The sequence below is a fragment of the Dellaglioa sp. CoH-57-MRSF-21 genome (assembly GCF_056781915.1).
The window spans coordinates 84,457-98,170 of the sequence record NZ_JBXAXU010000004.1 but is presented as its reverse complement, the minus strand read 5'-3'; the positions used below and the strand labels follow the sequence as shown (position 1 = coordinate 98,170).

Sequence of the window (13,714 nt, the reverse complement as noted above, 5' to 3'; positions counted from 1 at the left end):
AGGATGTCGACATGCAATATACAGAGATAATGGTTCGTTATGGCGAACTATCAACAAAAGGAAAAAATAAGAGGAACTTTATTGATCGCCTAGGAACAAACGTTCGAAATAGTTTACATGGTTTTGATGATTTAGTTGTTAAAGCAAATCGTGATCGGATGCACATTAATTTAAACGGTGACGACAGCGAATTAGTTATGCAACGTTTATCACAGGTTTTTGGGATTCAAAATTTTTCACCTGCAATTCGCGTTGAACAAGATATGGATTTAGTTAAAGAAACAGCTGTAGCAATGATTAGTGAGCAATTTGTTGAAGGGACAACATTTAAAGTTAACACACGTCGTTCTGATCATGATTTTGAATTAGATACTAATGAGTTGAATGACGAACTAGGTGGCTGGATTTTAGATCACGTGCCTGGCATTACTGTTAAAATGAAACAGCCTGATATTATTTTACGTGTTGAAGTTCGTTCAAATGGGATTTTCTTATCTTCTGAAACGCGTCAGGGTGCTGGTGGTTTACCCGTTGGTACTGCTGGTAAAGGGATGTTAATGTTATCAGGTGGAATTGATTCGCCTGTTGCAGGGTACCTTGGTATGAAACGTGGTGTTTCAATGGAGATGGTTCATTTCTTCAGTCCACCATATACAAGTGAACAAGCTTTAGCTAAGGCTAAAGAACTAACAGTTAAATTGACACCTTATGTTGGAACGATTCAATTTATTGAAGTTCCTTTTACTGAGATTCAAGAGCAAATTAAACATGATGTACCAGAACCATATTTAATGACCATAACACGTCGTTTCATGTTACGTTTAACTGAAAAAATTGCCGAATTACGTGGTGGATTAGCAATCTTTAATGGAGAATCATTAGGCCAAGTTGCTTCTCAAACACTTGAAAGCATGGTTGCAATTAATGACGTTACAACAATGCCAATTATTCGACCAGTCGTTTCAATGGATAAAAATGAAATTATTGATGTTGCTAAAAAAATTGATACATTTGAACTTTCAATTAAACCATTTGAAGATTGTTGTACAATTTTTGCCCCACCAGCACCTAAAACAAAGCCTCGTTTAGACCGTTCAAGGGAATTTGAAGCTCGTTTGGATATCGATGGCTTAATGGAACGTGCATTGGCAGGTGTCAAGGTTAGCAAGATTCGTGTTGGCGAAGAATATTTAAATGAAAATAGTGAATTATTCGCAGAATTACTATAGTAGCACTTTAAAAGATTAGACAAATCGGTCTAATCTTTTTTTGTCCAATCAAATAAGTCGCTTCTTAAACAGTAATTGAGTAAGATAGAGATAAATAAAGAAAGGGTGGTCAATTATGAAAGTAACTCGTCATGGTAGTGAAATGGATACAGTTGGGGAAGCACCAAAAGTAGGGGAAGTTTTTCCTACAGTTAATGCGTACGATGAAAATGATCAAGTTGTAACATTACCTAAAAGTACAGGTAAAAAATTAGTATTAAGTGTTGTTCCAAGTATTACGACAAGTGTTTGCAGTATAGAAACAAAACGTTTTAATATGGAAGCAGATAATTTTAGAGATATCGAATTTATTACCGTATCTGATGATTCAAAAGAAGATCAAAAAAATTGGTGTGCCGCTGAGGGTGTAAACAATTTACAATTGCTTCATGCAGATAAGGGGAATTTTGCGAAAGTTACTGGATTAGATGTTCCGGAATTTGGTCATATGGCTCGAATGGTTTTCATTTTAGATGAAACTGGACATGTTATTTATGAAGAACTGGTTACGGAAATCTCAAATGAGCCAGACTACGCTAAACTACTTGAAGAATTAAAAAAATAAAATATTGACGATTTTCAGAATAAACGCTAAAATGTGACTACAGACAAAGAATGAGAACACCAGTCATTTCAGAGATAAAATGCTAGGCTGAAACATTTTAATTAGACATTATGGTGGTAGCTCAGGAGTCGTTATTCTGAAATTAAGTAGGAATAACCGGACATTATTGTTCGTTAAAAAGTAATTAAGAGGGGTTAAAACCCAATTTAGGTGGTACCACGGCACTGTCGTCCTAAAACAGAAATGTTTTTTGATGACGGTGTTTTTTTATGCCTAAAATAAAATTGATAGATGAAAAGGAGAACTCATGACAAAAGAAGTTGAATTATCAACAAAATATGATCCAAGTCAGGTTGAACCTGGCCGTTATGAAGAATGGTTGAAAAAAGATTTATTTAAACCTAATGCTAATCCAGAAGCAAAACCTTATTCAATCGTTATTCCACCGCCTAATGTTACTGGTAAATTACATTTAGGCCATGCTTGGGATACAACATTACAAGATATTTTAATTAGACAAAAAAGAATGCAAGGCTTTGATACGCTTTGGTTACCAGGAATGGACCATGCTGGAATTGCAACACAAGCAAAGGTTGAAGCTAAACTAGCTGAACAAGGTGTGACGCGTTATGATTTAGGCCGTGAGAAATTTGTACAACAAGTTTGGGATTGGAAAGATGAATACGCTGATGTTATTCATAAGCAATGGGCTAAAATGGGATTATCACTCGATTATAGTCGTGAACGTTTCACATTAGATGACGGCTTGTCAGATGCCGTAAAAAAAGTCTTTGTTAATTTATATAATAAAGGATTAATCTATCGTGGCGAATACATTATTAATTGGGATCCTAAAGCAAGAACCGCTTTATCAGATATTGAAGTCATTCATCAAGATGATGAAGGTGCTTTTTATCATGTTAAATATCCATTCGCTGATGGTTCTGGATTTATTGAAATAGCGACAACACGTCCAGAAACGATGATGGGCGATGTCGCTGTTGCTGTTCACCCTGATGATGATCGTTACAAAGATATTGTTGGTAAAAAAGTCATTCTACCACTTGTTAACAAAGAAATTCCTATTATTACAGATCATTATGTTGATATGGCATTTGGGACAGGGATGGTTAAAATAACACCTGCTCATGATCCTAATGACTTTGAAGTAGGTAATCGCCATGACTTACCTCGTATTAATACAATGAATGAAGATGCAACAATGAACGAAAATGCTGGTAAATATGTTGGCATGGACCGTTTTGAAGCACGTAAAGCAATTGTTAAAGATCTTGAAGCTGAGGACTTAATGATTAAGATTGATCCAATTACACATAGTGTTGGTCATTCTGAAAGAACTGGCGTTCAAGTTGAGGCCCGTTTATCAACACAATGGTTTGTTAAAATGAAACCACTCGCAGAAGAAGCTTTGAAATTCCAACAAGGGGATGACAAAGTTGGATTCGTCCCAGAACGATTTGAAAATACATTTACACAGTGGATGGAAAATGTTCATGATTGGGTTATTTCACGTCAATTATGGTGGGGACATCAAATCCCAGCTTGGTATCATAAAGAAACTGGCGAAATGTACGTTGGTGAGGTTGCACCAACTGATATCGAAAATTGGGAACAAGATAATGATGTCTTAGATACGTGGTTTTCAAGTGCTTTATGGCCATTTTCAACAATGGGTTGGCCAAATACTGATGCACCTGATTTTAAACGTTATTTCCCAACTAATACGCTTGTCACAGGATATGATATTATCTTCTTCTGGGTATCACGAATGATTTTCCAAAGCTTAGAATTTACAGATGAACGTCCATTTGAACACGTTTTGATTCATGGATTAATTCGTGATGAGAATGGCCGTAAAATGAGTAAATCACTTGGTAATGGGATTGATCCAATGGACGTTATTCAAAAGTATGGAGCAGATGCACTTCGTTGGTTCCTATCTAATGGATCTGCACCAGGACAAGATGTTCGTTTTAGTTACACTAAAATGGATGCTTCTTGGAACTTTATTAATAAAATTTGGAATGCTAGTCGATTTGTTATTATGAATTTAGATGGTGTGGATAAAATTGAATTACCAGCTAAATCAGAATGGCAGCTTGCTGACAAATGGATATTAAGCCGATTAAATACAACTGTTTCTGAAGTTACACGCTTATTTGATGTCTTTGAATTTGGTGAAGCTGGTCGTGCTCTATACAATTTCATCTGGAATGACTTCTGTGATTGGTATATTGAAATGAGTAAAGAAAATCTTAATGGTGAAGATCTGACAGTTAAGCAAAATACACAACAAATTTTGGCTTATGTTTTAGATCAAACATTGAAATTGCTTCATCCAATTATTCCATTTGTAACTGAAGAACTTTGGTTAACAATGCCTCATGAAGGGGAATCAATTGTTGTTGCAGATTACCCAGTGGTTCATCCAGAATTTGAAGATGAACAATCAGTTATTGATATGAACAATTTAATTGAATTAATTCGTGCTGTTAGAAATAATCGTGCAGAAGTAAATGCACCTATGTCCAGTGCAGTTGATTTATTGATTAAAACAACTGATGAAAAAACAAAGATTATTTTTGAAGACAATCAAGAATTTATTCAACGATTCTGTCATCCTAAGGAACTTCAAATCAGTTCAAATGTTGTTGCTCCTAAGCTAGCAATGACGTCTGTAATTACGGGAGCAGAGATTTATATGCCACTTGCTGAACTAATTGATTTGAATGACGAAATTGTTCGTTTGGAAAAAGAAGTTAAAAAACTTGATGTTGAAGTTGTGCGTGGAACTAAAAAATTAGGCAATGAAAAGTTTGTTGCTAGTGCACCTGAGGCAGTAGTTACAAAAGAAAAAGAAAAATTAGCAGATTACCAAATTAAATTAACAGCAACTAAGGAAAGAATTTCTGATTTAAAAGCAGAAGTTTAATCTAACAAAATAGACTTATTTCGGGTACAATATACCTGAGATAAGTCTATTTTTTTTAGAAAGCGGGACGGAAAATTGATCACAACTTACGAAGAGGCACTCAATTTTATTCATGGGCGAACAAAATTTAAAAAAAGTCCATCTTTGAATAGAATGCGAGCATTTATGGAACGCTTAGATAACCCACAAGGTAATATCGCGATGATTCATGTTGCTGGAACGAATGGAAAGGGCTCAACAGTTGCATTTTTACGTGAATTATTAATTGCACAAGGGTTGAATGTAGGAACTTATACTTCACCATTCATTGTTAAATTTAATGAACGTATTTCCTTAAATGGACAGATGATTGATGATACCGCCCTTTTACATTTAGTAAATGTCGTGAAACCAGTTGTTGATCGAATGGATATTGAACTAGCCGATTTTGAGGGGGGACCAACTGAATTCGAAATTATTACTGCAATGATGTTTGTATACTTTGGCAGCATAAATCCTGTAGATATTGTAGTTGTTGAAACGGGCTTAGGCGGGAAGTATGATTCAACTAATATTATTGATCCAATTATTTCAGTTATTACAACAATTGGTCTAGATCATATGAAAATATTAGGTAATACAATTGAAAAGATAGCGCAACAAAAAGCAGGTATCATTAAACGTAATCGGCCTATTATCGTTGGTAGAGTAACTGATGAAGTCTTTAGCGTGATTAATAATGAGGCTAAATTAAAAAATAGTCCTATTTTTCGATTAGGAGTGGATTTTAATGCTAAATCTGAGGGAACAAAATCATCATGGGAAGAAATTTTAACGTATACGTCGAATAAATTGAATATTAAACAACTTTCTGTGCCATTATTAGGTGAATTTCAAGATGAAAATGCAGCAACAGCAATTGCTACTTTTGAGAAGGTTGCTGAAATTCAGGGATGGGCCATTAGTCCTAAATCAATTAGGCAAGGTATTTCAGAGACACGATGGCCAGGACGTTTTGAAAAAGTAAATGATGAACCGTTAGTTATTTTAGACGGTGCGCACAATAGCGCAGCAGTGGATCGGATTACGCAGTTGCTTAAAACGCATTTTCAAGATAAAGAAATCACAATTATTTTTGCAGTACTAGCGGATAAGCAAGGCAAACAAATGCTGGAAAAATTAGCTGCAGTTCCTCATGTACGAGTTATACTAACTCAATTTTCAGGGCCACGTCTAGTAAGCAAAATAGATGATTTCAACGTTAATAAGTTTGATAATGTCTCCATTCAAGAAAGTTGGAAAGAGGCATTAGTTCAAAGTGTTGGCGAAATGTCTTCTGATGATTTATTACTTGTGACAGGATCGTTGTACTTTATTTCGGAGGTTCGTAGTTATTTTGTATCAGAATAATTTAAATAAGTGAATTTCTCGTATTTAATAAAAAATAGGAGGAATCACCATGTCACTTATTTCTAGTTGCTCAAATGAATATCTACTGGAACAAATCCAAAAGTATCAATGTGATAATTTATCAGATAAAGAGCTTTTGACGGTTGTTTTTAGTTTATTATTAACGAACCCTAATGATGTTGGAAAGTGTGTTAATAATTTTTCTTCACGTTACCAATCTTTAAGCCAACTAAAAAAATGTTGTTTAAAAGATTATCAGTTATTGATGGATGGGAATAATCAGTCTACAGCATTACAATTACAAGCTATTGTTACACTGGGAACACGAATCAACAGTGAACCTCATTTTATTTGTGGACAAATCTGTTCAAGTCATGATGCTGGGGTTAGAATGGTTGCTGAGTTAGGTGGATTAAACCAAGAGTTTTTAATTGGATTATTCTTGGATACAAAAAATCAAATTGTAAAACAAGAGACATTGTTCATTGGAACTTTGAATTCAGCAACGGTCCATCCAAGAGATATTTTTGCAGTTGCATTAAAATATGGTGCAGCTAAAATTATATTGGTCCATAATCATCCGAGTGGGCATGTGACACCATCTAAGAATGATATTATTTTCTCTAAAAGAGTTGAAAAATGTGGTATTCTTATGGGAATTGAGCTGTTAGATCATATTATTTCGGGTAATACTAAATATCTTAGTATGAAAGAAGAGGGCGTCCTTTGATTATCAAGGGTGCTCTCTTGTTCTATGAAATTAGATATGATAAACTTAATAAGATTATGGATTCAAAATTAATTACCTTATAATAATTTAAGATAAACTTAATAAAAATTAGTAAATATTGAATGAAATCTCACTTTTGATTATGATATAATGTAAATACTACGAATAAAAGCGCCTAGAAGGCTGACGATGAAGGGAAGAAAGACTGTGTTTGGATTTGGAACAAAGAATATAGGAATTGATTTAGGAACAGCTAATACAATCGTGTATGTTGAGGGAAAAGGTATTGTTTTACGTGAACCTTCAGTCGTCGCTAAAAATGTTAAAACTGATGAAATTGTTTCTGTTGGAGAAGATGCTCGTGCAATGATCGGTCGTACACCAAGTAGCATTGTGGCTATTCGCCCAATGAAAGACGGTGTAATTGCTGATTATGACACAACAGTTGCTATGATGAAATATTACATTCAAAAAGCTTTAGGTAAATCTGCAGGTAAACCTTATGTAATGGTATGTGTTCCTAGTGGCGTTACAGAAGTTGAAAAACGTGCCGTTATTGATGCAACTCGTGTTGCCGGTGCGCGTGACGCCTACGTTATTGAAGAACCATTTGCTGCAGCAGTCGGCGCTGGATTACCAGTGATGGATCCAACGGGTAATATGGTTGTTGATATCGGTGGTGGAACAACAGATGTTGCTACAATTTCATTAGGTGGTATTGTTTCAAGCCGTTCTATCAGAATGGCTGGCGATAAATTGGATGAATCAATTGTGTCATATATTCGTCAAAACTTTAATTTATTGATTGGTGAAAGAACAGCTGAACAATTAAAAATGGACGTTGCATCTGCATCAGTTAAAGATGCTGCATCAATTGAAGATACAACTATCAGAGGACGTGATTTGATTACGGGTCTTCCTAAAACAGTTACTGTAAAAGCAACTGATATTGCAGTTGCTATTCAAGAATCTATTGCTGAAATCATTACTGCTATTAAGGAAACATTGGAAGAAACTTCTCCAGAAATTGCTGCTGATGTGATTGACCATGGTATTGTATTAACAGGTGGTGGTGCATTATTAAAAAACCTATCAGAAGTTATTTCTGAAGTTACAAAAGTGCCTGTTTTTATTGCTAATGAACCACTCGACTGTGTTGCAATTGGTACAGGTGAATCATTAAAAAGTATCGACGTCATGAAGAAAAGATAGATTTTAAAAATCACATAAGCTAAAAATGAAGAGGTTGGTGGTTTATTTATCCAGCCTCTTAATTTTTTAGTTAATTATAAGGTAAGTGGAGGATAGCGAACATGCAGAAATTTTTTTCAAATAGAAGACTAATCATCATTTTAATAGCCATTATTGTGAGTTTTAGTTTAATTTCATTTTCAGTTTCCGTTAGAAATAAAAAATCAACACCACCGCTCATTCAAGAATTTGGTAATGATGTTGTTGGTCTATTTGATAGAGCAGTTAGTTATCCTGCAAATGGCTTAAAAAGTTCAGTTATTGGTATTTCTGATCTTTTAAATACATATCAAGAAAATCAAAAATTAAAAAAACAAGTTGATAAATTAGCACAAGTTCAAGTGGAATCAGACACTGTTAAAAATGAGAATAAACAGCTGAAAAAGGAATTAAAATTGGACAGTACATTGACTGATTATACTTCAATTAATGCATCTGTTTTAACGCGATTACCTTCTGGTTGGCTAAATCAACTTGTGATAAGTAAAGGTAGTGCGTCTGGTGTTAAAAAGAACGCACCAGTGATGGCTGGTTCTGGATTGATTGGTCGTGTTATAGAAGTTAATAAAACAAATAGTAAAGTTGAATTAATATCGACTACTAATGATTCTGCTAATAGATTTGCAGTTCAAGTAAATAATTCAAACGATGATATTATTAATGGTTTAATTACTGACTATGATAAAACAGATAATTTATTAATTATGGGTCAAATTACTTCTAAGAAAGCCTTGAAAAAAGGTGATTCTGTTGTCACATCTGGTCTTGGAGGCACAACACCAAAGGGTTTAAATGTTGGTGTTGTGTCTAAAGTTGAGCAAGGTGATTATGGACTTGCTTCTAAAATTTATATCAAACCTGCAGTTGATTTGAGTGACCTAACGGTTGTAACAGTTGCTCAGACGTTGGATTAGAAGGTGAGATTAGATGAGAAATAAAAATAGACAGTATATTTTTCCGTTAGGACTTATTATTTCCTTTTTTTTGGATGGTACAATACAATTTGTTTTTATGGAACAGTTACAATCACAAACGACTATCATGGTTAGTCACCTGTTGTTGTTATGGTTGATAATGGGTATCTTTTACTCAGATAATAAGCATCTTGAATTATGGGCGTTTGGTGTTGGTCTAGCATTTGATAGTTATTATGCCGGTATTTTGGGTATTTATATGATTTTGTTACCATTAATTGTTTATTTAACTAAAATAGCATATCAATATTTCGAACCATCTTTTATTGTGATATTACTCATTTATTTTATTGATTTGGCAGTTTTAGAAGTTTCGTATTATGCAGTCAATGAGATGATTGGATTTGCTAATGAATCTGTAACAACATTCGTTAGTACTTCGTTTGGACCAACTTTAGCTTTTAATCTGGTGGTATTTATTATTTTGTACTATCCAATATCAAAATTAATGAATTTAAGTAACCGATATAATTAAAATTCAGGGGTGAACGTAGATGCAAGGTGTTATTTTAAAAGGTTATAAAGATGGTTATGAAATTATTCTTAAACAGGATTTCGGATTTGATAAAATTTTGGTTGAACTTAGAGAATTATTTAATAATTTAAGTGCTGAAAAAAAGAATGCTGATGAAACGGTTATTTCGTTTGATATTAAAACAGAAAATCGATTGTTTTCAGCAGATGAAAAGCAAAAAATCGAAAAAATTATTTCTGAATACCGTAATTTTAAAGTACACAAAATCGAATCTGAAGTAATGACCATAGAAGATGCTAATATTTTAAAAGAAAATGACAACGTTCATTTATGCTATCTAACAATTCGAAGTGGACAAATAGTTGATTTAAAAGGTGATATTTTATTTTTAGGTAAATTACATCAGGGTGGTCAATTACGAGCTGCTGGTAATATTTTTGTTATGGGTGAAGTTCAAGGTGTCATTCATGCTGGATTTAACAATAATACAGATAGCATTATTGTGGGCGATGTTTCAGCTGCTTCACAAGTACGAATTGGTGAATTAGTTGATATTATAGATGATGAAAAAGTAACAAACAGTCAAGATACTGTAATCTATGTTAATGATTTACATATTATAGATTATGGCAATCGAGATGAATTAAAGTCACTTCGACCAAAATTATTTAATCATGCTGGAGGATATTAAAGATGGGAAAAGCAATTGTTGTAACATCTGGTAAAGGTGGTGTTGGTAAAACAACATCATCTGCAAATATTGGAACTGCATTAGCACTTCTTGAAAAAAAGGTTGTTCTAATGGATTTAGATATTGGTTTGCGTAATTTAGACGTTGTTTTAGGTCTTGATAACCGTATCTTATTTGATATTGTAGACGTAGCTGAGGGTCGTGCACGGTTACACCAAGCACTCATTAAAGATAAGAGATTTAACGAATATTTATACTTATTACCTGCTGCACAAAATACTGATAAATCAGCATTAGTTCCTGAACAAGTAAAAGCAATTGTTGATGAATTAAAAGAAGAGTTTGACTATGTTATTATTGATTGCCCAGCTGGAATTGAGCAAGGTTTTATGAATGCTATTGCTGGTGCAGATATGGCTATTATTGTAACAACGCCTGAAATTTCTGCGGTTCGTGATGCAGATCGCGTGGTAGGTTTATTAGAGCAAAATCCATTATTACAACAACCAAAATTAATTATTAATCGTATCCGTCGTCAAATGATGGAAGATGGTCAAGCAATGGATGTTGATGAGATTACACGTCATTTGTCTATTGATTTATTAGGAATTATTGTTGATGACGATGCTGTTATTAGTACATCAAATCATGGTGAACCAATTGTTTTAGATTCTAAAAATCCAGCTGGATTAGGTTATCGTAATGTAGCACGTCGACTACTAGGGGAAACAGTGCCCTTGATGACAATAAAACAGCCTCAAAAAGGTTTTTGGAAAAAAATGGGTTCATGGTTTAAGAAAGACTAATTCTTGACAATGTTAATGACAGTATGCTAAATTATTATCAATTAAGAAAAACGTTGAACAGAAGATTAAGGCTTAAACAAACTTTTAAAGAGAGTATCGATTGCTGAAAAGATACAGTTCTTAAGTCTGAAACACATCTGCGAGTTGATTTCCTAAACTAGTTAATTAGGGAAGTCCGGGATAAGCCCGTTATAGCTGTAGTTTAATAAACTCGTTAAGATTAAATTTGTGAGAATTTAATGATGTTTGAGGTGGTACCGCGATTCGTCGCCCTCTATAGTCAATAATGACTATAGAGTTTTTTTATACTCATTTTTATTAATCTACATAAGTTATTTTTCGTGAGAAAAATATGAATTTGAGGTGGCACCACGGCTATCGTCCTCTTGAGTCAATTTGATTTGGCTTGAGAGGATTTTTTTATTTAACTAAAGGGAGATAATGTAATGACTTATATATTAGAAATTTTGCCATCATTAATAGATGGTGCTAAATTAACGTTAGAAATATTTTTTTGGACGATCATTGGATCGATTCCACTTGGTTTAATTGTCGGATTAGGATTAATTTCAAAAATAAAACCAATTAAGTATTTTTTGAATTTTTATGTTTGGTTAATGCGAGGAACACCACTGCTACTACAATTAATTTTTGTGTTTTATGGACTACCAACACTACAACAGTTCCATATTCATATTGTATTCGGTCGATACGATGCGGCATTATTTGCATTTATTTTGAATTATGGTGCGTATTTTGCTGAAATATTTAGGGGTGGATTGCAATCGATTCCTAAAGGTCAATATGAAAGTGCAAAGGTATTGCGTCTATCATATTGGCAAACTATTAGGACAATTATTATTCCACAAGTGTTCAAGATCGTTTTACCTTCAATTGGAAATGAAATTATTAATTTAGTTAAAGATTCAAGTTTAGTATATGTTATTGGGTTAGGCGATTTATTAAGAGCCGGTAACGTAGCGACGAGTCGTGATGTAACACTCGTCCCACTATTGATGGTTGGGGCAATCTATCTGTTATTAACAGCTATATTTACACTTGTCTTGAAGAAAATTGAAAAACATTATAGTTATTACAAATAAGGAGTAATTCTATGCTAGAGTTAAAAAATATTAAAAAGTATTATGGAAAACGATTAATTTTAGATGATATTAATTTAACAGTTAATGATGGTGAAATTGTTAGTATTGTTGGTCCATCTGGTGGTGGAAAAACGACTTTATTGAGATGTATTAGTGGGTTAGAATCAATTGATTCTGGAGATATTCTAATTGATGCCTCACCATTTGATCCATATCGTAATAATACGAACGAAAGTGTTATTGGGGTAGTATTCCAGGAATTTCAATTATTCCCTCATCTTTCAGTGTTAGATAATATAACGTTAGCTCCAAAATTAGTTTTAAATCGTAATAAAGTCCAGGCCGAGGAAGAAGCACAAAAATTATTAGATCGCTTATCTCTCGGAAATAAAGGGCATTTATATCCTTACCAACTTTCAGGTGGGCAGAAACAACGAGTTGCAATTGCACGTGCATTAGCGATGAATCCTAAAATCTTGTGTTATGATGAACCAACTTCAGCACTTGATCCAGCACTACGCCAGGAAGTAGAGAATTTAATATTATCGTTGAAAGTAGACGGAATGACTCAAATAATAGTGACACATGATGTACCATTTGCTGAAAATATTGCGGATAAATTATTAAAAGTTAAGCCGCTAGAAGATTAGAGGATAATAAATGAATCAATTAGAAAAAAAAATTGTTTTTACAATATTATTTATGATGATGTTTATAGGATTAGCTGGCTGTAGCAATAGTAGCCAATCAATGAATTCGGTTGATAGTTGGAAATCAATTCAAAAAAAGGGTACCGTTGTTATCGGAATTGATGATAGTTTTGTGCCAATGACATTCAGACAAAAAGATGGTAGTTTAGTAGGATATGATGTTGATTTAGCAAAAAAAGTTTTTGAAAAATATGATATTCAAGTTGATTTCCAAACAATTGATTGGTCTATGAAAGAAACGGAATTAAAAAATGGGACAATTGATTTAATCTGGAATGGGTATACAAAAACAACTGCACGTGCTAAGAATGTTGCTTTCAGTCGTACATATTTAACGAACAAGCAAGTATTAGTAACAAAAAAATCAAGTGAAATTAATTCTTTTTCTGATATGAAACAAAAAATTTTAGGTGTTCAAAGTGGTTCAGCTGGATTTGATAGCTTAAATTTGCATCCAGATATTTTAAAAGATAATATTAAAGATAAAGAACCTGTTCAATATGATTCATTTGATAATGCTTTTATCGATTTAAATGCAGATAGAATTCAAGGACTTTTAATTGATGATGTCTATGCGAACTACTTTATTAAGCATCAGTCGAATTCAAATGCATATAACGTGATAAATGGTAATTTTAAAACTGAAGATTTTGCGGTAGGTATGCGAAAATCTGATACAACAATGCAATTAAAAATTAATAGGGCAATAACAGAGTTGCAAAACAAAGGTTATCTAAAAGAATTAAATCAAAAATGGTTTGGTGAAAATAATAATATTCAAAATAATTAATTTTGGAGG

13 protein-coding genes and 2 other annotated features are annotated in these 13,714 nt (G+C 33.4%); all 13 genes read left to right on the top strand.

What is annotated here, in order from left to right:
* The first annotated feature begins 11 nt into the window (after positions 1-11).
* The 13 genes from thiI (at position 12) to AC1RPQ_RS05550 (ending at position 13,705) form a co-directional block, all read left to right on the top strand.
* A complete protein-coding gene (gene thiI / locus AC1RPQ_RS05610) occupies positions 12-1,229 on the top strand; it encodes a tRNA uracil 4-sulfurtransferase ThiI (protein ID WP_409022345.1) in 1,218 nt (405 codons plus the stop codon).
* 115 nt (positions 1,230-1,344) lie between these two features.
* Entirely contained in the window at positions 1,345-1,833 is a 489-nt protein-coding gene (gene tpx, locus AC1RPQ_RS05605; RefSeq protein ID WP_481761667.1) for a thiol peroxidase, read from the top strand.
* 37 nt (positions 1,834-1,870) lie between these two features.
* Positions 1,871-2,071: a binding site (T-box leader), on the top strand.
* Between the two features lie 69 nt (positions 2,072-2,140).
* On the top strand, positions 2,141-4,786 hold the full coding sequence (locus tag AC1RPQ_RS05600; RefSeq protein ID WP_481761668.1) for a valine--tRNA ligase: 2,646 nt from the start codon (positions 2,141-2,143) through the stop codon (positions 4,784-4,786).
* Positions 4,787-4,861: 75 nt separating this feature from the next.
* The gene (locus AC1RPQ_RS05595; RefSeq protein WP_481761669.1) at positions 4,862-6,175 is read left to right on the top strand and encodes a bifunctional folylpolyglutamate synthase/dihydrofolate synthase; all 1,314 of its coding nucleotides are present in this window, start codon (positions 4,862-4,864) and stop codon (positions 6,173-6,175) included.
* Positions 6,176-6,224: 49 nt separating this feature from the next.
* Positions 6,225-6,905, top strand: coding sequence for a RadC family protein (radC, locus tag AC1RPQ_RS05590; RefSeq protein WP_481761670.1), 681 nt, complete (start codon positions 6,225-6,227; stop codon positions 6,903-6,905).
* Between the two features lie 207 nt (positions 6,906-7,112).
* Positions 7,113-8,117, top strand: a complete 1,005-nt coding sequence (locus tag AC1RPQ_RS05585; RefSeq protein ID WP_409022785.1) for a rod shape-determining protein — start codon at positions 7,113-7,115, stop codon at positions 8,115-8,117.
* A gap of 101 nt (positions 8,118-8,218) precedes the next feature.
* A complete protein-coding gene (gene mreC / locus AC1RPQ_RS05580) occupies positions 8,219-9,070 on the top strand; it encodes a rod shape-determining protein MreC (RefSeq protein WP_481761671.1) in 852 nt (283 codons plus the stop codon).
* A gap of 13 nt (positions 9,071-9,083) precedes the next feature.
* On the top strand, positions 9,084-9,605 hold the full coding sequence (mreD, locus tag AC1RPQ_RS05575) for a rod shape-determining protein MreD (RefSeq protein ID WP_409022351.1): 522 nt from the start codon (positions 9,084-9,086) through the stop codon (positions 9,603-9,605).
* 19 nt (positions 9,606-9,624) lie between these two features.
* Positions 9,625-10,296 (top strand): septum site-determining protein MinC, encoded by a 672-nt coding sequence (locus tag AC1RPQ_RS05570; protein ID WP_409022352.1) that lies wholly within the window; start codon positions 9,625-9,627, stop codon positions 10,294-10,296.
* Positions 10,297-10,298: 2 nt separating this feature from the next.
* Positions 10,299-11,102 carry a septum site-determining protein MinD gene (minD, locus tag AC1RPQ_RS05565; RefSeq protein WP_409022353.1) on the top strand — a complete coding sequence of 268 codons (804 nt, stop codon included), beginning with the start codon at positions 10,299-10,301 and terminating at the stop codon, positions 11,100-11,102.
* Positions 11,103-11,146: 44 nt separating this feature from the next.
* Positions 11,147-11,380: a binding site (T-box leader), on the top strand.
* Between the two features lie 168 nt (positions 11,381-11,548).
* On the top strand, positions 11,549-12,205 hold the full coding sequence (locus AC1RPQ_RS05560; RefSeq protein WP_409022354.1) for an amino acid ABC transporter permease: 657 nt from the start codon (positions 11,549-11,551) through the stop codon (positions 12,203-12,205).
* An 11-nt stretch (positions 12,206-12,216) separates the two neighbouring features.
* Positions 12,217-12,855, top strand: coding sequence for an amino acid ABC transporter ATP-binding protein (locus AC1RPQ_RS05555; protein ID WP_409022355.1), 639 nt, complete (start codon positions 12,217-12,219; stop codon positions 12,853-12,855).
* A 10-nt stretch (positions 12,856-12,865) separates the two neighbouring features.
* Entirely contained in the window at positions 12,866-13,705 is an 840-nt protein-coding gene (locus AC1RPQ_RS05550; protein ID WP_481761672.1) for an amino acid ABC transporter substrate-binding protein, read from the top strand.
* Positions 13,706-13,714 lie beyond the last annotated feature (9 nt).

Excerpts from the sequence above, each read along its gene's own strand:
- radC (WP_481761670.1), top strand. The coding sequence starts at position 6,225 with ATGTCACTTATTTCTAGTTGCTCAAATGAATATCTACTGGAACAAATC.
- thiI (WP_409022345.1), top strand. The coding sequence starts at position 12 with ATGCAATATACAGAGATAATGGTTCGTTATGGCGAACTATCAACAAAA.
- AC1RPQ_RS05600 (WP_481761668.1), top strand. The coding sequence starts at position 2,141 with ATGACAAAAGAAGTTGAATTATCAACAAAATATGATCCAAGTCAGGTT.
- AC1RPQ_RS05555 (WP_409022355.1), top strand. The coding sequence starts at position 12,217 with ATGCTAGAGTTAAAAAATATTAAAAAGTATTATGGAAAACGATTAATT.
- tpx (WP_481761667.1), top strand. The coding sequence starts at position 1,345 with ATGAAAGTAACTCGTCATGGTAGTGAAATGGATACAGTTGGGGAAGCA.
- AC1RPQ_RS05550 (WP_481761672.1), top strand. The coding sequence starts at position 12,866 with ATGAATCAATTAGAAAAAAAAATTGTTTTTACAATATTATTTATGATG.
- minD (WP_409022353.1), top strand. The coding sequence starts at position 10,299 with ATGGGAAAAGCAATTGTTGTAACATCTGGTAAAGGTGGTGTTGGTAAA.
- AC1RPQ_RS05570 (WP_409022352.1), top strand. The coding sequence starts at position 9,625 with ATGCAAGGTGTTATTTTAAAAGGTTATAAAGATGGTTATGAAATTATT.
- mreD (WP_409022351.1), top strand. The coding sequence starts at position 9,084 with ATGAGAAATAAAAATAGACAGTATATTTTTCCGTTAGGACTTATTATT.
- mreC (WP_481761671.1), top strand. The coding sequence starts at position 8,219 with ATGCAGAAATTTTTTTCAAATAGAAGACTAATCATCATTTTAATAGCC.
- AC1RPQ_RS05560 (WP_409022354.1), top strand. The coding sequence starts at position 11,549 with ATGACTTATATATTAGAAATTTTGCCATCATTAATAGATGGTGCTAAA.